Origin of the sequence: Holospora undulata HU1, assembly GCF_000388175.3 — a bacterium.
Lineage (GTDB): Bacteria > Pseudomonadota > Alphaproteobacteria > Holosporales > Holosporaceae > Holospora > Holospora undulata_A.
In genome coordinates this window covers 1-21,750 of record NZ_ARPM03000172.1, presented here as the reverse complement: position 1 = coordinate 21,750, position 21,750 = coordinate 1, and the positions used below count along the sequence as shown (strand labels likewise).

Here is a 21,750-nt window from a genome sequence, read left to right as displayed (position 1 = left end):
CTAAAGAAATCTTTTATTAAAACATTAATTATTATTTCAGGAGGGGATTTCAATGCTGTTAAACATTTATTTTGACACTTTCAACTCTTATGCACTTCATCCCTCAACGCATAACGTCTTATTGAATACAAAATATCTTTTGAATTTTCTATTAAATTCTCAAAAAACAACGAAAAAAATCAACTCAATTGAGGACGGGTCGTAATTTAAAAATCCATAAAGTATTTTTTAACTTTACAAGTGTTCTAAAATTAATAGAGTTCTATTGGTTAATTTTTTATTTTAGACGGATATCCCGCTGACTTTTTTTATGATATACTCCCAAAGCTATTTTTAAGAAAAAGGAGAGGTATGCAACAATTTTTTATTACCGGAGTTGCGGGATTTATTGGATTTCATACAACTTTAGCTTTATTAAAGCAAAAAAAAGACAGCATCGTTGTTGGAATAGATAACATGAATGCTTATTATGATGTAGAACTAAAAAAAAAACGATTAGAGCATCTTACTAATTACCCTAATTTTATGTTTTACCAATATGATATCGCTTGCCAAGAGGATATGAAGCATTTAAACGCTCGTCACCCAGATGTTACGCATGTGCTTCATTTGGCTGCTCAAGCTGGGGTGCGACACGGATTAACGCACCCCATGGATTATGCAAAGACAAACCTTTTTGGATTTGTCAATATGATAGAAACCTGTCGTAATTGGAAAAAGCTAGAGCATTTTGTGTATGCTAGCAGCTCTTCTGTATACGGAGGAAACACACAGTATCCATTTTCCGTTCAAGATTCTGTGCGGCATCCATTGTCTTTATACGCTGCCACAAAACAAAGTAATGAACTTATCGCATATGCTTATCATCATGCCTTTCAACTTTCTTGCACAGCTTTGCGCTTTTTTACCGTATACGGTCCCTGGGGAAGACCGGATATGGCTATTTTTCTGTTTACGAAAGCATTGTTTGAAGACGAACCATTAACTTTGTTTAATGAAGGAAATATGTGGCGCAGCTTTACTTTTATTGATGACATTGTCGACAGTGTTACTCGTTTACTCACATCACCATTGCCCTCTTGTCCTTTTTATCAACTTTTTAATTTGGGAAGCAGTAATATCCATAGCATTAAGGAAGTGTTAGAGATATTAGAGCGCCTTACACAAAAAAAAGCGCGCGTCCAGCAAGAACCTGCGCATATTATGGATGTTCCAAAAACTCACGCAGGATTAGATAACCAGGATTTGGTTTTTTCATCAAAAGTTTCATTAACAGAAGGATTAGAGCGTTTTGTTACATGGTATAAACAATTTTATTTAGGAGCGTAATTATGTTATTTCATCATCACCCTTCTATTGGTGTTATTGGTCTTGGGTATGTAGGGCTTCCTCTTGCAGTGGAACTTTCTTTTTTCTTTGATGTTGTGGGATTTGACATTTCTTCTTCTCGAATTCAAGAGTTGAAAGAGGGAACGGATAGAACTCGAGAGGTTTCTCCAGAGCGCTTACGCAAGTGTAATGCTCGATTTACTCAAGATTCTAAAGATCTTTCCTTACAGTCTCTTTATATTGTTACTGTTCCAACACCAATAACACCAGCTTTGGAACCAGATTTAAGCCTGCTTAAGCTTGCTTGCCAAACCCTTGGACCTATACTTCGTAGTGGAAACATCATAATCTTTGAAAGCACCGTATACCCTGGGGTTAGCCAGGATTTGTGTGGACAGTGGTTGGAAGAAAAAAGTGGGCTAAAGTGCGGAAAAGATTTCTTTTTGGGATATTCTCCTGAGCGTATTAATCCAGGAGATCATCAGCATAACTTATCTTCTGTCACAAAGGTTATCGCAGGACAAAATACTGAAGTGACTGATATTATGAAGCGGTTGTATGGAAGTATTAATGGAAATAATATTTTTGTAGCAAAAAGTATAAAGGTTGCTGAAGCAGCAAAGGTTTTAGAAAACACCCAAAGAGACATCAATATTGCGTGCATGAATGAAATGTCCCAAATATGTCAAGCAGCAGGTATATCTGTGTACGACGTTTTAGATGCAGCAGAAACAAAGTGGAATTTTTTACCTTTTCGCCCTGGTTTAGTAGGAGGGCATTGTATCGGCGTAGACCCTTACTATCTTTCTTTTTTTGCAAAACAACACAAAGTATCATCGAATGTAATTTTAGCAGGACGTCAAATAAATGAAGAAATGACCCATATGATGGTTAAAACAGTTAAACATCTTCCAAAGGGAAGTCGCGTTGCTGTTTTAGGACTAACGTTTAAAGAAGGTGTTCCAGATTTGCGTAACAGCAAAGCTATTCAAGTTGTTCAAGAACTTCAATCTCTTTATTCTCTTCAAGTATTTGATCCCTACGCTTTGCCCAGTGAAGTGGAAGATATTTTAGGTATTCCTCTTGAGTCTTGCTTTCAGCCTCCTTATGATGCGATTTTGCTTCTTGTTCCACATTCTTTGTACACTGAAATGCTTAGTTCTGAAGTAAAGTCATTGCTAACAGAAAATGGATATGTTTTTGATATAAAAGGAGTTTGGCGGCCATTTGCTTGGGAAAAAATCCAATATTGGACACTTTAACTTTACGGAAAAGATTCAGTGAACAACACCTATCATACTAAAAATGAGCTCTTGGATTATTCGCAAAGAATACATTTTTTTGCTCGTTCTGACTTAAGCGTTTCTTTGGAACGCTACATAAAAAGGTGGGGACAATGTCCTGTAGAGCGATGTAAAGTTATTGTCGTTCTTGGAGGGGATGGATTCATGTTGATGGCTTTGAATAAGTATTGGGAATTAGAAAAGCCTTTTTATGGATTGAAATTTGGAAGTGTAGGTAACCTTATGAATTTTGAAGCAGATATAGAAAGGCTAGAGATGTCTCTTCAAAAATCTATCTCTTTTTCTTATTTTCCACTTTTTGTCAAAATATTGGGGGAAAAGTCTCCTATATTATCCTTTTTTGCATTTAATGACGTGTGCTTATATCGTCGTCAATATCAAGCATTAAAAATTAAAATAAGTATTGATAACGTGATCGTAACCTCAATGGTCATGGGGGACGGTCTTTTATGTTCGTCTGTAATGGGAAAATCAGCGTACTATGCTTCTGCTGGCGGAATATCTTTTGATCTTCCGTACACTTTAGGGGTATGTGCCATCAACCCATTTTCTTTAACGCGTTGGAAGGGAAGGCTTCTTTTTCCTTATCAAACTGTGCGCGCAGAAATCCTTAATTCAGAAACGCGCCCATTCGTTTTTGGATGGGACGGACAAGACAAAGTGCTAGAACCTCAATATAAGACGATAGAAGTATGTACTTACGAAAAAAAAACTATAACACTTTTGAAGACAGAAAATCTAAAGTATGGCATTTTATGTTGATTAAAAATTTTATTTACATAATTAAGATCACATAAAAAAGTCCTATTGAGCAATTTTTAAATACGTCGCCAACAAAACAGTTAGTCGTTCTATGCACGTACTTAGCTTTCGCTCACTTTTTTCTCAATGTGGTTGAGATCAGGTGAATAAGGGGGCAAGTATGGAAAATTCTGACCAGAGTTTTTTGCATGTCCTTGCTTTTGTAAAAAGAAGTATTATAGTAATTTAGGTTGAATTAGGTGTAATTTTTTTGTTAAAATAAAAGGAAAATGACAAAGAGCTACAGCAACGATTTAAGCCAAAGAGTAATAGAATATTTAGATGAGGGGGGCGGGTATATTGAAGCCTCGCAACTATTTAAAAATAAGTGTATCAGCGATAGGTATGTGGTATAGAAAATATACTAAATCAAACCGAAAGTGTTGGACTAATGCGTTGAAAGTTGTCATTGACGCGGTCGATAAGATCCATGGCGGTGTTGTCATCACTGTCTCGTAATAATGAATAAACGATTCCTGTTTGGCTGGCTCTGCCTTTGTGGGCTGTGCTGCTGGATTTTAAATGAAAAATTATGTGCGCGTAGCCACGACGTCTTGCTTTGCGCAGTCATAGGGTTCAAGAATATGAGCCGCAAATATCGCTTACTTTCATATACGTTATGGCTTTTCAAATGTGCGATAAGTTCTGCTGTTTGTGAAACATTCCGCTTGCTCACAGAGCTCTTGCTTTACACCGTTAACTTTTGATCCTCCTTATACTCTTCTACGATCGTCAATCAGAAGAGCCTTAGCAATTTGACGAGCTCCATTCTTTGTCGGATAACAAAACTGCCTTAATCCTATCTTCTACGCGTCGGTTCTTAACGCAACACGATCTTCTTCTGTCAGAAATCTTTGAATAAGAAAAATTACTAACAGATACAATTAAACTTTTAAACAATTCCATTCAGCATGAGTATATTCTCTAATACAAAATAGCCTACCGTTGAAAGATGCATGGGGTGCTTAAGTCTTTATATGCATATCAAAATCTTTACTTGATAAATCGTCTCAAAGAAATTTCTTCTTGTACTAAATGAACAGAGGGCATTTTCCACCAAAGCCAAAATACTATCAATACTAACGCTCCTGCTAAAATTGAAATAATTTTAATTTTTTTCATTCATCCATTATCTAGAAGCCGTAGACTTGAGTTTATCTAGAATTTCTCGTATAAGTCAATGTCAGATTTAGGTATGGAAAATAAGCATTGACTTTTTCAGAAAAATTTCATACTTTGTAAGCAATAAAAACAAAATGCATTACAGCGCTATGGCATTAAGTGTGTTTATTTGTGCAGGGGGAAAATCTTCTCGTTTTGGAGGAAGCGTTCCAAAATTGTTTCAGGATTTAGGGGGAAAACCAGTTGTAAATTACGTTTTAGATTTAGCAAAAGAGTTGACATCTTTGGAAAATATTTACGTTGTGACGTCTCCAGATTTTTTGAACTGGCACTGGCCTTGTAAAGCAAATCTTGTTCAGCAAGATCCTGCTCTGGGAACTGGTCATGCTTTCCAGCTTGCGTTTGAAAGCTTTTTTTGCAAACATCAAGGGAATTTATCCCAGCAAGATATCTTAATTTTAATGGGAGATTGTCCGCTGGTACAGAAAGAAGATTTGGAGATGTTTTTGAAGGATCAAAGTTGCATAACGCTTTTGGCTATGTATCCAGAAGTTTTTCGGCGCTATGGGGAAATTTTAGTTAATCATTCTGGTCAAGCAGTTTCTATTCAAGAACACAGACATACTAAAAGCATAACCTGGGAAAAAATGCCTTTGTGTTACACAGGGATTATGAAGATTTCTGCTGAAAAAGCAAAATCTTGGATAAAGGCAATGCCATTTCACGAAGAGGTTCAGGAATATCACGTTACGGATTTTGTAAAAATAGCTTATCAGCAAGGTGCAGAAGGAGGGCTTGTTGTTACGCAGAGTCCTGAGAGCTTTACAGGGATTAATACAAAAGAAGATTGGCAAAGTGCTTATCAGATACTACAAAACCGTTGGAGAGTGCGCGCTCAACACCAAGGTGCTTTATTGCACTCTCCTTCAACGGTGATGTTATCTTGGGATACTCGTTTTTCTGAAAATGTTCATGTGCATCCATTTAACGTTTTTGGACCGGGGGTTTTTGTGGAAGAAGGCGCAACAATTTTTTCTTTTTGTCGATTAGCGCACACACGTGTGGGGGCTAATGTTCAGGTGGGGCCCTTTTCCCATGTAAAAGAGGAAAGCAGTTTAGGAAAGCACAGCTGTGTGGGAAGCTTTGTAGAAATCACCCGCTCTTCTTTGGGTGATTACAGTCAAGCAAAACATCTAACGTATTTAGGAGATGCTACCGTTCAAGAAGATGTTAATATAGGTGCTGGTGTTGTAAGTTGCAATTATGATGGCTTTTGTAAGCAAAAAATTGTGATTGAAAAAGAAACGTTTATCGGTGCTGGAGCCATGCTGGTGGCGCCTCTTAGTGTGGGTACAAAATCTACTATAGGGGCTGGAAGTGTAATTACTCAAGATGTTCCTGAAAAAACGCTTTCCGTTTCAAGAAGTCGTCAAGTTAATATTTTATTGTCAGAAAACAGCCGTCATTTAAAGCGTATTTCTAAATCTAAAAAATTAAAAAAATCTAAAAAAATAGAATGATGCGTAGAAAAATTTTTGTGAAAAAATTAGAAATCTTTTTATGGATGTAAAGTCAGAAGTGCTGAATTTTTTTTTTCAAAAATTAAGCGCTCTTAAAGGAGTTGGCTCTGTTTGGAGTAAGCGTTTAGAATCGTTAGGACTAAAGACATTTTGGGATGTGTTGTCTTACGTTCCTAGAAGTTATGAGACGTATACTTCAGACGTTACTGCAGTAACTCTTCCTGGGTTGGTGCATCTTTCTGTTCAAGTAAAGAGTGTAGAGGACAGAGTTCCCTTTAAGGTGGTGTGCAGTGTTGCTTCTTTTCCTCAAAGTTCTAATGTTTGTCAAGAGAAGAAATTTTCTTTAGTGCTTATTTTTTTTAAGAAACCTGTTTATCCCATCATTTTAAACAAGCTTTATACTGTTGAAGGGATGTTAGAAAATTCTTCCAATGGATATGTGATTAAACACCCAAGAATTTCGAAGCATTTGGCTAGAAATTTTTTTGAATATCGCGCTGTGTACCCTTTAAAATACGGGGTTTCTTCTGCTTTTTTGCGTAGTATTGTTCAACGTGTTTTTTTACTTTATCCAAAAATAAATGATTGGATACCGCAAGAATTCGGATTTCCTTCTCAAAAAGATGCATTAAGAGAAATACATTTGCCCTTAAAGGATCCTCAAGATATCAAGCAGTCCCTTGCATTTAAACGTTTGGCTTTAGATGAGCTTATTGCGCAGCAATTGGCCTTACAAGAATTAAAAGAGTATTATTCCCAACAAAAAGCACCAGTGTGTTTTGGAGACTCAAAAATTATTGATAAAGTTTTGAAAAAATTCAACCATTCGTTAACCAAAAGTCAATGGGATTCTTGGGAGAAAATTCAGCAAGAATTGATGGGGCAGTGTCCCATGATGCGTCTTTTGCACGCAGATGTGGGAAGTGGAAAAAGTATCATTGCCTTCTTGATGTTGATTCAGATTGCAACTTCTGGTCAGCAATCCGGGATGCTAGTTCCAACAGAAGTCCTGGCACATCAGCATGAAAAAGCTTTAAAAGAGTTGCTGCAAGAGACAGGTATAAGTGTTTCTTTGTGGACTGGGGCTTCTAAAAAACGCTCAAGAGGAGATATTGTTGTGGGGACTCACGCGTTATTTCAAGAACGCACTTCGTTTGAAACGCTGGCAGGGGTAGTAGTAGATGAGCAACACAAATTTGGAGTTTTGCAGAGACTGCGTTTGGTAAGAAAAGGACAACACATGCCGCATACATTGTTTATGAGTGCCACTCCTATTCCACGAACTTTAGAGATGACTATGTGGGGGCAAATTTCTGTAAGTCGTTTAGAAAAGCGTCCAGAACAGCGGACTGTTTCTACTTATATGATGAGCTGGAATAAAATTTCTGAATTGTATCGTTGGATTCAGCGATGCTTGGATCAAAAAGAAGCGGTGTACTGGGTATGCCCTTGGATTGAAGGGGATAATGAAGAAGATTTTGGAAAAGTAACTTTTAGGTATCAAGATTTGTTAGTGCATTTTCCAGGTCGGGTAGGGATGCTGCACGGAAAGCTTCCTTGGCCTGAAAAAGAAGCAGTGCTAAGAGAATTTTCCGAAAAAACTCTTGGAATCTTGGTGTCTACCACCTCTATAGAAGTTGGAGTGCATGTGGACCATGCTAGCACTATGATTATTGAAGAAAGTCAGAGATTTGGTCTTGCACAATTACATCAGCTTCGAGGTCGTGTGGGAAGAGGGGCAGTAGAAGGGCATTGTTTTTTGGTATGGGGAAAAGCCACATCTGTTTTGGGGTTTGAGCGATTAAAGTTGTTAAAGCGATGTCATGATGGATTTGTTTTGGCTCAGGAAGATTTGAAATTAAGAGGTGCAGGGAGTGTTTGTGGTTTGGCACAAAGTGGAAGTGGAAAATATCGTTTTGCAGATTTTTCCGTGCATCACCCTTTGTTGGAAAGTTCTATAAAATTGGCAAAGGATCTTAAAGCTTGCAATAATCCTAATATTTCATTACTACTGGAACTATTTGGATATCATCACGCAGATTTGTGGAATGCAGGATAATATTTATTTTTGTTAACAGGTTTCTTCTTCAGGTGAATCGTTTGAGGAAATTAAAAACATTTTTATTAAAGAATAAAACAATTTTTGCGTTTGCAAAAAAAGTTTTTTTTTCTATAATATAAAGAAAGATAGTTAAAGTGGGGCGTTGTGTCAAGATTTTGGAGATTTTCCAGAGGCATTGGAATTGACTTAGGAACAGCCAATACAATCTTGTATGTTCAAGGGAAGGGGGTAGTCTTAAATCAGCCATCAGTTGTGGCTGTTCAAAATTCCACAGGAAAGGTCGTGGCCGTAGGGTCAGAGGCCAGATCTATGTTGGGAAGAGTTCCTTTGAATATTACGGTGTACCGCCCTTTACGAGATGGTGTTATTGCGGATTTTGAGCGTGCTGAAGCTATGATTCAGTATTTTGTTAAGAAAGTTAAGCAAGAAGTGAAGTCTCTGTTTTTTAGTAGTCCCAACATAGTGGTGTGTGTCCCTCATGGGGCAACTCCAGTGGAACGAAGAGCAATTCACGATGCGGCGTTAACTTCTGGTGCGCGGAGTGTTTTTTTAATCGAAGAATCTATGGCGGCTGCTATGGGGGCAAATCTTCCTGTTATGGAGCCTACAGGGTCTATGGTTGTGGATATTGGTGGGGGAACTACTGAAGTTGCAGTGATCTCTTTGGGGGGGATTGTTTGTTCGGTTTCTGTGCGTTGCGGGGGAGATCGAATGGATGAAACTATCGTGAATTATTTTCGAAAAGCACACAATCTTTTGGTAGGAGAAAATAGTGCAGAGCGCTTAAAATGTTCTTTATTTGATGAAGGTGTTGCTCCGCAAGAATTAAAAATTACAGGAAGAGAGATGACCAGCGGAAGACCAAAAGAAATCATTGCTTCGAGGGAAGAGGTATTGGAAAGTTTAGCAGAGCCTATGGCTCTTATTGTTGAAACTGTACAAAAGTCTTTGGAACAGACGCCTCCTGAACTTGCTGGTGATATCTCAGAAAGAGGGATTGTCTTGACTGGAGGCGGAGCTTTGCTTGCCCAGTTAAGATCTCAAATAGAAGAACATACTGGAGTTAAAACAATGATTGCTGATGCTCCACTTTTGTGTGTTGCAATGGGTACCGGAAAGTGTTTGGATCGTCTTCAAGAGTTTACACAAATGGTTTCTTGATGAATTGGTTTCTTCAATGTTTGAATGGCTGAAGGGGGATGGTCCTCAGAAGCTTTTTTCTTGTTTTAGGGGAAAAGCGGAAGTTCGTTTTGTGGGGGGGTGTGTCAGAAATAGTTTGTTGGGACTTCCTTTAAAGGATGATTTTGATCTTGCCATAACTTGCACTCCAGATCTGACTATGAAATTTCTTCAAGAGGCTGGGATATGTGCTGTTCCCACTGGTATAAAGCATGGAACGGTTTCTGCTATTGTTGAAGGGGTTCCCTATGAAATTACGACCTTAAGAAAAGAGCGCGCCCATGATGGGCGTTATGCAGAAGTACAATTTACTGACGATTGGGCTGGGGATGCTTTTCGTAGAGACTTTACTATAAATGCATTATACCTGGATGAGCAGGGAAGGGTGTTTGATGTGGTTCAAGGGAAAGAAGATCTTGCCCAGGGAATTGTGCGGTTTATTGGGGACCCTGATGCAAGAATTCAAGAAGATTATTTGCGGATCTTACGCTTTTTTCGTATTCATGCATATTACGGAAAGGGAGAGCTAAATTCGCAGGCGTTTTCTAGTTGTCTTCGGTGGATGCATATGCTTGGTATTCTTTCCAAAGAACGTATTACGAAAGAGTTCTTTAAGCTTTTAGAGGCTTCAAATCCTTGGTATGTCGTCATGCAGATGATTGACTGTGGTATGTTGTCTAAGATTCTGCAAACTTCAGTTGCTTTTTTGCCAACGCAAGAGCTAGAAGACAAAGCGCAATACCATCCTGGAGCAGTGGTGCGTTGGGCAAGTCTAACACCGCATCCTTGTCCAGGACTTTGTCTTTCTAAAAAACAGCAAAAATCCTTTTCAGCCCTTCGCGTGCCTTTGGAATCCAGCCATATTCGTTTCAGTCTTTATGAGCAGGAAAAGTCTATCGTTTTGGGAAGGTGGTGGCTGGCCTGCGCTGAAACTTTTAAATTTTCTAAAGAAAAAGCTCTTCAAGATTGGTACCACCATTTAGAAGAAATTTCATCTTTTACTCCGGCTTTTTTTCCTTTAAACGGTAACATTCTTTTAACAAACGGTGTTCCTTGTCAACGTGTTGGAATTGTTTTGAATACAGTTAAGCGGTGGTGGATCGAGAATAAAGAAAACCTTTGTGTTGGTGAATGTTTAAACTATGCATTGCGTGTTGATAACGCAATGTCAATAGGAAATTAGTAAAAAATTAATTACAGTCTATTAAGGTTTTCTTGTTTTAAAATTTGAGATACACTTTTTTACTGACATTGACTTTTTATGATTAAGTCGGGATAATACACGCTACATGGGGGGTAAAGCATTTAAAGTTGTGAATACTTTTCAAAATTTATATTTGACGTTGCAGAACTTTTGGCACAAAAAAGGATGTTGTCTGTTGCATCCTTGTGATGTTCCAGTAGGGGCCGCCACATTTCATCCAGAGGTTTTATTTCCTGCTTTAGGAAAAAAGCCTTGGCGTGCTGCCTTTATGCAAGCTTGCCGTCGTCCTGGAGATGGTCGTTTTGGTGATAATCCCAATCGTTTACAAAAATTTCATCAGTTTCAAGTTTTATTAAAACCAATTCCGGAAGAAGTTAAGTCTTGGATGCTAGAAAGTTTTGTGGAGTTAGGGATTCCAGTTCATCAGTGTGATATACGCTTTGTGGAAGATAATTGGGAAAGTCCTACCTTGGGAGCTCAAGGGTTAGGGTGGGAGGTTTGGATTAATGGAATGGAGGTACTGCAATTTACTTATTTTCAAAAAATTGGTGGATACGAGTGCCGTCCTGCCAGCGTAGAACTTGCTTACGGTATGGAGCGTATCGCCTTGGTTCAGCAGAATAAAAAAAACGTGTTTGATCTAGCTTGGAATCAAGACCCGGGTTTGGTAACGTACAGAGATCTTTTTTTACATCAAGAAAAAGAGTTTTCTCGTTATTATTTTGAGCATACTTGTCCTTTAAAATTAACTCAAGATTTTCATTACACTTTAGAGCAAGCAGGTAAAATTTTGGCTGAAGGAATGATGCTTCCTGCTTATGAATTATGTATGCAGGGAAGTCATTTGTTTAACATGTTAGAAGCTTCTGGAACGTTAAGTGTTGTACAAAAAGGAGATTATATTTTGAAAATTAGAGAATTGGTTCATGCGTGTTGCACGTTTTGGATAGAGAAGGAAGCTTGCGACAATTGTTAATAAATAAAATAAAAAGTGCGTGGGATAATTTTGGTACTATCTTGACACATTAAAAAAAAGTAAAATTTTTTTAATTTTTATGGTGTATTTTTAAAAAAAATATTTCAGTATATAAAGCGTGAAAAAAAATATTTCTCGATGTTAATGCTGCATAAATCAAAAAAAATTTTATTAGGAATTTTTCTGCTTGGTATAGCTGAAGCTAAGGGGGCGTTAGAGGATAGTGATTCCATTCTTCCTTTAGAAGAAACAGAGAAATATGTGCCCGATATTAACACTCAGGTTCTTGATGATCTGACGGCTTTACCTGGTTCGTCAAAAGAACCTGGCCAAATTATATCTTGCAAAGATATGATTTTGAAAATGCCTGTTATTCCTAATGACCCAGATGTAAATCTTGTGTATGTCAATACCTATACATGGTGTATGATGCAAGCAGTTTTAAAAACGTTTCTTGAAGCGCATAAAAAGAGTACAAATATTGCTGGGGGGAAACAAGAAATTTTGGATGCATTGTCTACATTATCTTCTTTTTTACCTGCACTTTTACTAGCGTACCATTATTCTATTCCTTCTTTTTCTGCTGGATTGCGAGAAAAATTAATTCAAGAACAGACAGAAATCCAAAGAAATTTTCCAGAAATGCCTACTGTCCCAGAACCTTCTCAATAAAAAGTGAATTTTTAAGAGGTGTGTTAGTTTTGAATTTTTTAATTCAAGTAAAATTTGAAAAAGGATCTCCTTCTATTACTTTTTGAAAAGTGGTTTTCCAACATAGCTTTCCTTTTAGTCGAATTAACGCGCTTCCTAAAGCAACGCAGGCGCGATCTAATAGCAAAAATTCATGGGGAATGCGCAACGGTTTATGCTTTCTTAATATTTGGTGAAGCTCCTTTAATAGATCTATTCCTTCTTGTGCCATAGATTCTGGCAATACTCTTTCTCCTTCTATCAAAAATGGTCCGTATAAAAACTTAGCCCACCGATCAATACAAGATTTTTGTACAGATGATAGGGGATCAAATTCAAAATAAGTATAGTAGATGTTTTGAGTGTCGTGTTGATTTAATAGTGCGGTATATAATGCTTTTGCTCCCTTTACCCATTGGGGTGAAAAAGAGCGCACGCAACCAAAATCAACCATGTAAATATCCAAATTTTGATTCCACATGTAGTTTCCCATATGGGGGTCACTATGCAAAATGCCTTTAGAAAAAAAAGGGTGATACCAAGCATAAAGTAAACGATAAGAAAGAACATTACGAACCTTTTGAGGCAAACTTCTTAACGCTTCGTCCGAAAAATTATTTCCTTTTAGCCATGACATCATAAGAATAGTTTTGCTTGAACGTTCTGGATAATAAGACGGAACATGAATCCATGGCACTTCTTGGAAATGTTCTTGAAACCAGAGCATCCAGCGTCCTTCTTGGAGGTAATCTAATTCTTGTTCCATTACATCTTGAAGGTGTTGAAGTATTTCTGTGGTATCTATTCCAGGCCCCCACCATTGGTAAAGGCTCTGCCACACTTCTAGCAGTCTAAAATCTTGTTTCAATATTTCAGTCATGTTGGGATACTGAATTTTACATGCTCGAAGCTCTTTTTCGCTCCAAAATACTTTATGAACTTGTCCTAGAGATCCTGCACAAGCAGATTCAAAGCAAAGTTTTGGATACAGATCAAAGGCTTGTGTTTCTAGATACTCTTTCCATTGACTACTGGAAAGGGGGGAGCATGTTGAAGATAAAAGCTGTAATCGTGATGCAATAGGGGAAGGCCACACTCCAGGCAATCCAGAAAGGACCTGCAAAACTTTGACAATGGGACCTTTCAATTGAAGTAGAGTGTCCCATAATTTTTCTATCTCTTTTGTATTGTTTAAAGACTTAAACGCATTCCATACAGCGCAGGCATAGGCAAATTCCCGAGACCTTGCGTATTTAATAAGCATTGCAATTTTATTCCTTTTGTTTTCTTGTACTCGATTTCAAGCGTTTTCTAAAAAAAACATAAAACGGGTTTTAAGGCTTTGATGGGGGGCTTTTAATCCTAGCGTTAAAACTTTTTACAACACATTTATTTTGCAGCGCGCTTGGATATCTTCAGCGATTTTCAAGGGGCCGCATAACTGAATAAAAGTTCCCATGCGGGGGCCTTGATTTTGTCCTAACAAAACTTTATACAACAGTGAAAACCAATTTTTTCCTTGAGTAAACCCGTGATTTTTTCCGATTTCATATACTTCATGTTGCCAAAAATCTGCATCTTTTTCGATGAGTTCTGGATCTTGTAGACGAGAGGCAAGTGCTAAAAGCGCTTTTTTTTCTTCTTCTAAAGGAACAGCATATGTTTTATTGGGTAAAACACGATCTTGATAGTATGCAATTCCATGACAGATCCATGCTTTCATTTCTTCAGTTAAAACCGCATCAGGAGTATAACGCTGAATGAAATGCCACAAGTGTTCTGGAGTTTCTGCGTGACAAATATTCACTAAATTTAGAAGCATAGAAAAAGTGATAGGAGACTGCCGTGTTGGGGGATTTCCTTGATGAATATGCCAAACAGGATTTTCTAACTGCTCTTTTGGACTTTGTAAAGGATAAGAATCTAAGAGCTCTAAGTATTCATCTGCAGCTCTTGGAATGACATCAAAGAAAATTCGCTTTGCGCGTTTAGGGTTTGGATACATAAAGTACGATAAACTTTCTAAGGGAGCATAACGAAGCCACTCTTCCATGGTTAACCCATTCCCGATAGATTTAGAGATTTTTCGCCCTTCTTTGTCTAAAAAGTGTTCGTAAACTAAGATTTCTGGAGGAATTCCCCCTAAGACGCGACACACTTTTTTTCCAATTTCTGCAGACTCAATAAGATCTTTACCACACATTTCGTAATCTACGCCTAATGCATACCAACGCGTTCCCCAATCTACTTTCCACTGAAGTTTACAGTGACCTCCTGTGACGGTAACTTCTTGAAGCGATCCATCTTCGTCGTAAAAACTTATCGTTCCGCGATCTACGTTATAAGCGTTAATAGAGACTTGCAAAACTTTCCCGCTTATAGGGGATATTGGCAGAAATGGGCTGTATGTTTTTCGACGTTCTTCTCTTAAGGTAGGAAGTAAAATTTCTAAAATTTCTTGATGATGTTTCAGTACTTTTAGCAATGCATCGTCAAGCCGACCGCTTTGGTATGCTTGGGTTGCGCTTAAAAATTTATAATCGAACCCAAAATGATCTAAAAATTTTTGAAGTTTTGCGTTATTATGTGCTGCAAAACTGGAATACTTTTGAAACGGATCAATGACCTTGGTCAGGGGAAACCCAATGTAATCTTTCATTTTGTCTTGATTGGGAATGTTTCCTGGAACTTTACGCAAACCATCCATATCATCAGAAACGCAAATTAATTCTGACGTGTAAGAAGGGCATAACTTAGAAAACGCAAACCGAACCATCGTCGTTCGTAAAACTTCACCAAACGTTCCCATATGGGGTAATCCGGAAGGGCCATACCCTGTGGAAAATATTTTATGAGACTTAGGGTGTGATTTTTCTCGTTGAATAAGCCTTCGTGCTTCTTCAAAAGGCCAGGCCAAAGATGTCGACATTAGCTCTTGCCACAACGCAGTTTTCATCAAAATAATATGCTATAAAAAGGATTGTACATCCTAAGTGTATCCTTTGCTATAAAAATCTGCAAGATCCTTAAGATTAAGCTTTTCAATCTTAATGGTTCAAATTGCTTGGCTTCTTTTGAGGATGCTCTTTTATTTATGTGAAAATTATTTACAATAGAAAGTAAGAGAATTTACATGAAAAGAATTATGTCCAATACAAAGCGTAAAATTTTTCTTGGCATAGAAACCAGTTGTGACGATACTGCTGTGGCTTTAATAGATGCTGAAGAAAAATCTGTGTTGAAACATTGTATTCATCAGCAAATAGAACACCAATCTTTTGGTGGGGTTGTTCCTGATCTTGCTTTTAAAGGGCATGCAAAGCACTTACCCAATTTGTTAAATACACTTTTGAAATCTGCTTGCGTTGATAAAGAAGAAATTGAAGGCATTGGTGTTACAGCAGGTCCTGGGCTAGCAGGAGGGTTACTGGTGGGGGTAATGTTTGCAAAAGGAGTGTCCATCGCATTAAAAAAGCCTCTTTGGGCTATTAATCATCTTCAAGCACATGCCTTGGTGGCTCGTTTGTGTTGCGATTTGGAATTTCCATACCTGGCTCTTTTATTTTCCGGAGGACATTGCGAATTTGTTGTTGTATACAGTGCCACAGAGTTTTATTTATTAGGGTATGGATTAGATGATGCAGCAGGAGAGTGCCTAGATAAAGTTGGGCGTCGTCTGGGATTTTCTTTTCCAGCAGGGGCTGCCATTGAGGTTGCGGCAAAAATGGGAGACCCTTTGTCCGTCCCGTTGCCCATTCCTATGCGGGACAAGTCTTTAAATTTTTCTTTTTCCGGGCTAAAGAGCGCTGCTTTGCGTTGGATAAATGCAGAAGGAGAAAAAAAGCTTTCTTTTGAGAAAAAAGCAAATTTGTGTGCAAGTTTGCAATATGCTATCGGTCAGGGAATTCAAAAAAAGATTGAAAATTTTTTTGACAATCTTCCATCAAAGTCTAATCCTCGTGTTGCGGTATTTTGTGGAGGGGTTGCGGCAAATCAATATCTAAGAAATGTGCTGGAGGAGTGCTTTTTGCAATACGATGTACGTCTTTTTACTCCTCCTCCTAAATTTTGTACGGATAATGGCATGATGATTGCGTGGAATGCTTATGAAAAATATCGGGCAGGAATTTTGCCATCTATGAATTTTTCTATAAGAGCGCGCTGGCCTATTGGCATATGATTAAGTTTAGCGTTCTTATTTTATTTTTTCTTGAATCATTTAGTTTAAGTTTTGGAGTGCGCGATGTTGCCTAAACGAAAAAAGAAATTTTTTTTTAAAAGAAGAAAAAAAATATTAGCTCCTTTTCAAGATCATTTAAAGCCTGTTTCCTTACGTAAATTACTTCCTAATTCAGTGACCTTGCTGGCGTTGTGTATGGGGCTTACTGCTATTCCATTTGGTGTGGATAAATCCTGGAAGCATGCCGTAGCTAGTGTGTTAATTGCAGGAGTTTTAGACGGCCTGGATGGTCCCATCGCTCGTTTTTTAAAATGTAGCAGTGATTTTGGCGCGGAATTAGATTCTTTGGCGGATTTTATTAATTTTGGAGCGGCACCAGCGTTATTGTGTTATTTTTTCGTTCTGCATGAATGGGGAAGGTTTGGATGGGCTATCTGTCTTTTTTTTGCCATGTGCTCTGGGTTGCGTCTTGCAAGGTTTAATATTCAACGCATTACAGGAAGTAATCGTACTATGCCGTCTTACTTTTCAGTAGGAGTCCCAGTTACTATCGGGTCTTTGTTGGCCTTGACCCCTATCATTTACAGTTTTATTTTTAAACAAAAATCTGTAGTATTTCAAGCATTGTGCTTGATAATTACGGGAATTTTTATGGTTAGCCGTTTTCCAACTTTTGTTGCAAAAGGACTGAAGATTCCTGTTCATTACTCAGGAGTGATAGTATTAGCAAGTTTAATAACGCTTATTTTTGGATGGGTCATGCCCTGGGAAACGTTGCTGGTGGCAAGTCTTGCTTATGTGGGGTCGTGGCCTTTTAGTTGGAAAGCCGCTCAACGAAGTCAATCTTTTGAACATTCTTAATAAAGGTAAAAAAAATGATAAACATAGGACGATATATTTTAGGTTTTTTTTTAATTGGTCTTTCAGGGTGCTCTGGTACTGAAATTCAAGAATCTATGGATGAAAAAAGTCATGATTCTGAGAAAAGAAAAAATGAAAAAAAGAAAGGCGTTAGAGAAAAAGACATAATATGGGATCCATTTGAACCCTGGAATCGAGGAGTTTTTGTATTCAATCAGGCTATCGAACACGTTATTTGGGAGCCACTTTTGTCCGTATATCGAACAGTGGTGCCTTCTTTTGGTCAAAAAGCAGTACATAATTTGTTGGAACATGTAAAGGTTCCCAACAGTGTTGTAAGCTGGGGGCTTCAAGGGGAAGGGCAAAACGCATTAAATCAATTTGGACGATTTATGTGTAATACAATATTTGGACTGGGGGGAATTTTAGATATTGCCAGCGATGTAGGTATTGCTGAAGAGCCTCAAGATTTTAGCAGACTGTTAAAAGCATACAATGTGCCCACTGGGTGGTTTATGATGGTTCCATTTTTAGGTCCTACAGTTTCTAGAGATTTTTGTGGAAAGTTGCTTAATACTGCGCTTTATACTGGGGTTTATCCGTTGGCATTTGGCTGGGGAGTTCTTGGGGCGGAAAATATTAATCAGCGCCTTATTTTTAAAGATAGTATTGATCATGTGATGGAATTTTCCGCAGATCCTTATGCAGTAATTCGTCGCGCTTATTATGAAGGTAGGGGAGAGTTCCCAGAGAGCTTTGAACAAGGTGAAGATGACGATGAAGATGAATAAGATGTTAGCGAGTGATTGATAGATAAAAATTTAAAAAATATTAATCGTTATAAACAGAAAAACTGAAACTATACAAAAACTGAAACTATGCAGACGAAAAAAACAAGAATACTTTTGGTGGGGGGGGGGATAGATAAGTTTAAGAGGGGACTATACAGAATTTTTATGATTTTTATCTATTATATTAATATAGTTTGATAAAATAATCTGGTATGAATTTTTCAATTTGGTTTATATGTTTGATGATGCCGGCAATGGGGTGCGGGCAGTCATACCTGCAGTATTCAGCAGATTTTATGGAGTCTTTATTGAGTTCTGGGAAAGCCATGATTGGAAAAATACTACAACCCGCAGTAACACGTCATGGAGAAGATTTGTTAGAAAAACATTCTCTGGCGTCTTTGAAAAAAGATAAACTTTCTATTTCGAAAATTGTGCAAAAAATAGAAAAAGCAGATTCTAAGGAATCGAGTAAAAAAATTTTAATGAAAAAAAATGATTTAGGATCTAAAGAAAAAGCAACCGAGCCTTATAAGAGAAAAAAAGAAGAAAAAAAGTATATGGGGCCGTTACGAAATATTCCGAAAAAAAATTGGAGGAAGAAGCCAGGAAGTATTGGATTACATGATCCAGTATCTCAAGAGTTATTTTCTGAAACTCAAGATCCTCTCTGGAGATCTTGGGAGTCATTTGATAATAGAAGTGAACTTGAAAGAACTGTCGCTCCTGTTGAAATTTTGTTGGGGTTAGGGAGGTGTTTAAATGAGGCTGCCTCATTAACATTATCGCCTTCGGGAAGAAATGTGGATATAGATAAAGTTTTTTTTGATTCCGACTTTTTTTCGAAAGAATCTCCTTTTTTATTTAAAAAAGCTGCACGTCGTTTTGAGACCAAGGGAGATTATAGAATGGTGGGGGCGGATATAAACAATCCTTTTAATCCTATGGTATGGAATATTCAAAGTATTGTTCCTGTATCAGTTCAGAAAAAAAAGCGGGCTCTTGGGTTGTGTTTGCACTTAAATAATAATACCGCATTTACCGTGATGACGCCGCGCTATACGCAAGAAGGAAGAGTTAGACGAAATCATGCAATAGTTCAAGATTTAGAAAAACAATGTTCCCGATATCCTTATACATTTTTATCTTCAATGTTTGTACCTGGGTAATTAGGAAGTCTAGATGCGTAATGTGTGTTTTTCGTAAAATGATGGTAAATATAATGACATTGTGCTTTACGTTTTCTTTTAAAAATGGTATAAAATAAAAGATTTTTTAAATAATACTCTTTAATTGTTTCAGTCTAAAAAGAAATTTTTATATTTTGGACGGTTTCTGCTTTTGGGGTTTATAAGCGGAGTGCCTTATTTTTGGGTTGCTATGACGCTTCCTTTATGTATTGCCAACCAAACGGGACACGCGCAATATTTTAAAAAATTAAGTATACTTTTTTTACCTTACGTGTTTAAGCCTTGTTTTGCTGCAGTACTTCACATAGTGGCTTCATTTTTTGGTAGTCGAAATTTTTTAAAATACACTGTTCTTATTGCCCAGGCATGTATAGTATGGTGTTTGTATCAAAGTGCTCAGTGTACAACGCCTTTGCAGTTTGAAAAGCTTTGGGCATTTGGGTTTATTATTGCATGCTTTGGAGCAATTCAGGATATTGTTACAGAAGGGTATCGAATAGATGTATCAAAAAATCAATCTTTTTCTGCTGAAAATCTTTTCGGAAATCAGACGGGTTTTCGGATAGCAGGGCTTTTCGTTTCTAGTGGAGCCTTGGGAATTGCTCATTATGGATCTTGGAAGTTATCTGGTTACGTGATTATTTTTGGAATAAGTATTGCAATGATGATGATTGCTTTGGATTCGTTGCCCTATAAAAAATCTCTTGTAAATAAATTTGATTTTTTTTTATATTGCGCAACGCTTAAAAAAGAACTGAAAGATTTTTTCTTTTGGAATAGAGTTCCGTTTTGGCTTTTGATCCATCTTTTTGCTTATAAAGTTATCGATGCTTTTATTCGATGGATGTTACCATTGTTTTTATATACGCAAGGGTACTCTAACATAGAGCTTATGTATGCTGATAAAGGGGTGGGGTGGGTAAGTTTTCTTTTTGGAGGGTTTTTTGCTCATAAGATTCTTAAATATATTTCATTGAAGAAAACGTTGTTTGGGTGGTCGTTACTTCAGACTGCGGCATATTCCACTTGTGTGCTGCAGTGGTATGTGGGAAAGCACATGGGGCTTATTTTTCTTAATGCTCTTATCCATCAAATGCTTTCTGGAGCGGGAAACATTTTGATATGGGTTCGAATTTCTGATTATTGCCGTTCGTCTCATACTATGATGCGGTATAGCATAATGAGCTCTTGTTTTACGTTAGATCGATTGTGTGTAGTGTGGTGCGCCAGCTGGATTTATGGACAAACAGAACCAATAGTATTTTTTTTGGTGGGGATAATTTTTTCTTTTCTTTCTGCTGGGACTTTTTTGTATCCAAGACCAGAAAAATAAACTCTTTTAAACGAATATGCTAAAAAACTAAAAAATAATTTAAGTGTTGTGGTTTGCGTTTAACGTTTAAACTGGCTCCAATCTTTATAAATTTCAGAAAAAAACTTCTTCTTTTCTTTTGGTTTTGTGATAAGTTCTCTTTTTAAAAGACAGCTAGGTCTGAAAATAACAATCTTTTTACTGGAAACAGGAATGCGTTCTTGAGTTTTTGGATTCATACCTGTATAAGCAGCTCGGCGTTTGCACCTAAAGTTTCCAAAACCACGCAATTCTACGGTTCCTTCTTCTGCCAAGCAATTTTTTAACTCTTCGAAAAATAAATCAACGGCTTGGCGAATGATGCGATGGGAAATGTGAGGAATTTCTTTGTGAAGCTCTGAAACAATATCTTTTTTTGTCATTGTATATTTTTATTTTTTTTTCAATATTAAAACAAAAAGATAAAAAAAAAGTAAATTAAATATTTTTTAAATAGACTTCTTCGTAACCTATCAGCTAACTCCATAGTATAAATAGCAGAAATAAGATACCTAATAAAAATCAAAATGTTGAATTTAGGCGTTGAAAATTATCATTGTACGGTCCATCATAGTGTCGCAGATCTGTAGCCATGTCTTGGAGAAAAAGTTAGTGATTTCCTGTTGAAATTCATTTGCCCAGCTAAAACAGTGGTTATTTCTCACTTTTTTGTTCATCACCTTCAATAATCGCTCGATAGGGGTTAAATTAAGGCTATATGGTGGCAAATAATGAAGGATAATATTTTCGTTTTGTCGCTTCTGCCTTGGTAGTATTGCTGGTATGATAAGCCCCCTGATCAACACTAAGGTGTATTTGGGGGGGGGCAACGGATATGCTTCCTTCAATATACAGCTAAATCAGTATAAAAAGATTACGAAAAATGGAATTGAAATAAGAGATCAATTAAACAATTTAATGTTCTTCTTATATGCTTGACTTGGGCCCCATTTTTTCTCAATTGGATTTAGATCAGGGGAATAAAAAGGCAAACAAAGTAAACCATGGCATCTTCTAGCATCTTTTGCATATCTTTCCCTTTATGGAAAGCGGCATTATCCATAACACTACCGCTTTCTTTTGGAAGGTTTGCTAGCACCCAAGATGTAGCCCCCTTTGTAAGCCAGATATGAAACCAATTGCATCAAACCAATTGCAATTGTATTTGTATTTGCCAATTAAAGCGCCTA

At 37.3% G+C, this 21,750-nt stretch carries 22 protein-coding genes; 15 read left to right on the top strand and 7 right to left on the bottom strand.

All coding sequences use genetic code 11. The features are described 5' to 3' along the window. The first annotated feature begins 351 nt into the window (after window positions 1–351). From K737_RS05405 to K737_RS11220, 4 genes are all read left to right on the top strand, one after another. Window positions 352–1,329 (top strand): NAD-dependent epimerase/dehydratase family protein, encoded by a 978-nt coding sequence (locus tag K737_RS05405; RefSeq protein WP_006300257.1) that lies wholly within the window; start codon window positions 352–354, stop codon window positions 1,327–1,329. 2 nt (window positions 1,330–1,331) lie between these two features. Next, window positions 1,332–2,591, top strand: a complete 1,260-nt coding sequence (locus K737_RS05400; RefSeq protein ID WP_006300256.1) for a nucleotide sugar dehydrogenase — start codon at window positions 1,332–1,334, stop codon at window positions 2,589–2,591. Between the two features lie 18 nt (window positions 2,592–2,609). Beyond that, the gene (locus K737_RS05395; protein WP_006300255.1) at window positions 2,610–3,395 is read left to right on the top strand and encodes a diacylglycerol kinase catalytic domain-containing protein; all 786 of its coding nucleotides are present in this window, start codon (window positions 2,610–2,612) and stop codon (window positions 3,393–3,395) included. 269 nt (window positions 3,396–3,664) lie between these two features. Then, on the top strand, window positions 3,665–3,790 hold the full coding sequence (locus K737_RS11220; protein WP_235075705.1) for an IS630 transposase-related protein: 126 nt from the start codon (window positions 3,665–3,667) through the stop codon (window positions 3,788–3,790). Window positions 3,791–4,181: 391 nt separating this feature from the next. On the opposite strand, the gene K737_RS10130 is transcribed toward K737_RS11220, so the two are convergent. Together K737_RS10130 and K737_RS11505 are read right to left on the bottom strand one after the other, a co-directional pair. Then, complete coding sequence (locus tag K737_RS10130) at window positions 4,182–4,340, bottom strand: hypothetical protein (RefSeq protein ID WP_161630444.1); 159 nt, start codon at window positions 4,338–4,340, stop codon at window positions 4,182–4,184. A gap of 87 nt (window positions 4,341–4,427) precedes the next feature. Then, a complete protein-coding gene (locus K737_RS11505; RefSeq protein ID WP_023491106.1) occupies window positions 4,428–4,556 on the bottom strand; it encodes a hypothetical protein in 129 nt (42 codons plus the stop codon). Between the two features lie 134 nt (window positions 4,557–4,690). Here K737_RS11505 and K737_RS05390 point away from each other — a divergent pair, with 134 nt between their 5' ends. From K737_RS05390 to K737_RS05365, 6 genes are all read left to right on the top strand, one after another. Beyond that, on the top strand, window positions 4,691–6,076 hold the full coding sequence (locus tag K737_RS05390) for an NTP transferase domain-containing protein (RefSeq protein WP_006297260.1): 1,386 nt from the start codon (window positions 4,691–4,693) through the stop codon (window positions 6,074–6,076). 40 nt (window positions 6,077–6,116) lie between these two features. Then, a complete protein-coding gene (locus tag K737_RS05385; RefSeq protein ID WP_006297259.1) occupies window positions 6,117–8,135 on the top strand; it encodes an ATP-dependent DNA helicase RecG in 2,019 nt (672 codons plus the stop codon). Between the two features lie 147 nt (window positions 8,136–8,282). Further along, a complete protein-coding gene (locus K737_RS05380) occupies window positions 8,283–9,299 on the top strand; it encodes a rod shape-determining protein (protein WP_006297258.1) in 1,017 nt (338 codons plus the stop codon). Continuing rightward, the gene (locus tag K737_RS06895; protein WP_161630443.1) at window positions 9,235–10,500 is read left to right on the top strand and encodes a CCA tRNA nucleotidyltransferase; all 1,266 of its coding nucleotides are present in this window, start codon (window positions 9,235–9,237) and stop codon (window positions 10,498–10,500) included. Before K737_RS05380 ends, K737_RS06895 begins: the two co-directional genes overlap by 65 nt. A gap of 130 nt (window positions 10,501–10,630) precedes the next feature. After that, window positions 10,631–11,497, top strand: coding sequence for a glycine--tRNA ligase subunit alpha (locus K737_RS05370; protein ID WP_235075704.1), 867 nt, complete (start codon window positions 10,631–10,633; stop codon window positions 11,495–11,497). 144 nt (window positions 11,498–11,641) lie between these two features. Next, on the top strand, window positions 11,642–12,169 hold the full coding sequence (locus K737_RS05365) for a hypothetical protein (protein WP_023491101.1): 528 nt from the start codon (window positions 11,642–11,644) through the stop codon (window positions 12,167–12,169). Between the two features lie 43 nt (window positions 12,170–12,212). Here K737_RS05365 and K737_RS05360 read toward each other — a convergent pair whose 3' ends face one another. Both K737_RS05360 and K737_RS05355 read right to left on the bottom strand, forming a co-directional pair. Further along, on the bottom strand, window positions 12,213–13,451 hold the full coding sequence (locus tag K737_RS05360; protein ID WP_006297246.1) for an AarF/UbiB family protein: 1,239 nt from the start codon (window positions 13,449–13,451) through the stop codon (window positions 12,213–12,215). A 114-nt stretch (window positions 13,452–13,565) separates the two neighbouring features. Continuing rightward, window positions 13,566–15,143: a lysine--tRNA ligase gene (locus K737_RS05355; RefSeq protein ID WP_006297244.1), complete on the bottom strand. Its 1,578-nt coding sequence runs from the start codon at window positions 15,141–15,143 to the stop codon at window positions 13,566–13,568. Between the two features lie 177 nt (window positions 15,144–15,320). On the opposite strand from K737_RS05355, the gene tsaD reads away from it, so the two are divergent. The 5 genes from tsaD (at window position 15,321) to K737_RS05330 (ending at window position 20,542) form a co-directional block, all read left to right on the top strand. After that, a complete protein-coding gene (tsaD, locus tag K737_RS05350; RefSeq protein ID WP_023491098.1) occupies window positions 15,321–16,367 on the top strand; it encodes a tRNA (adenosine(37)-N6)-threonylcarbamoyltransferase complex transferase subunit TsaD in 1,047 nt (348 codons plus the stop codon). 63 nt (window positions 16,368–16,430) lie between these two features. Next, entirely contained in the window at window positions 16,431–17,228 is a 798-nt protein-coding gene (locus K737_RS05345; protein ID WP_006297240.1) for a CDP-alcohol phosphatidyltransferase family protein, read from the top strand. A gap of 14 nt (window positions 17,229–17,242) precedes the next feature. Continuing rightward, window positions 17,243–18,019: an MlaA family lipoprotein gene (locus tag K737_RS05340; protein WP_006297238.1), complete on the top strand. Its 777-nt coding sequence runs from the start codon at window positions 17,243–17,245 to the stop codon at window positions 18,017–18,019. Between the two features lie 242 nt (window positions 18,020–18,261). Beyond that, complete coding sequence (locus K737_RS05335) at window positions 18,262–19,188, top strand: hypothetical protein (RefSeq protein WP_152531109.1); 927 nt, start codon at window positions 18,262–18,264, stop codon at window positions 19,186–19,188. 124 nt (window positions 19,189–19,312) lie between these two features. Further along, complete coding sequence (locus K737_RS05330) at window positions 19,313–20,542, top strand: MFS transporter (protein ID WP_006297222.1); 1,230 nt, start codon at window positions 19,313–19,315, stop codon at window positions 20,540–20,542. Between the two features lie 59 nt (window positions 20,543–20,601). Here the strand turns inward: K737_RS05330 and K737_RS05325 are convergent, their stop codons facing one another. From K737_RS05325 to K737_RS11500, 3 genes are all read right to left on the bottom strand, one after another. Continuing rightward, window positions 20,602–20,943, bottom strand: coding sequence for an HU family DNA-binding protein (locus K737_RS05325; protein ID WP_006297213.1), 342 nt, complete (start codon window positions 20,941–20,943; stop codon window positions 20,602–20,604). 153 nt (window positions 20,944–21,096) lie between these two features. Continuing rightward, window positions 21,097–21,366: a transposase gene (locus K737_RS11590; RefSeq protein ID WP_407636456.1), complete on the bottom strand. Its 270-nt coding sequence runs from the start codon at window positions 21,364–21,366 to the stop codon at window positions 21,097–21,099. A 161-nt stretch (window positions 21,367–21,527) separates the two neighbouring features. Continuing rightward, on the bottom strand, window positions 21,528–21,659 hold the full coding sequence (locus K737_RS11500) for a hypothetical protein (protein WP_006289430.1): 132 nt from the start codon (window positions 21,657–21,659) through the stop codon (window positions 21,528–21,530). Window positions 21,660–21,750 lie beyond the last annotated feature (91 nt).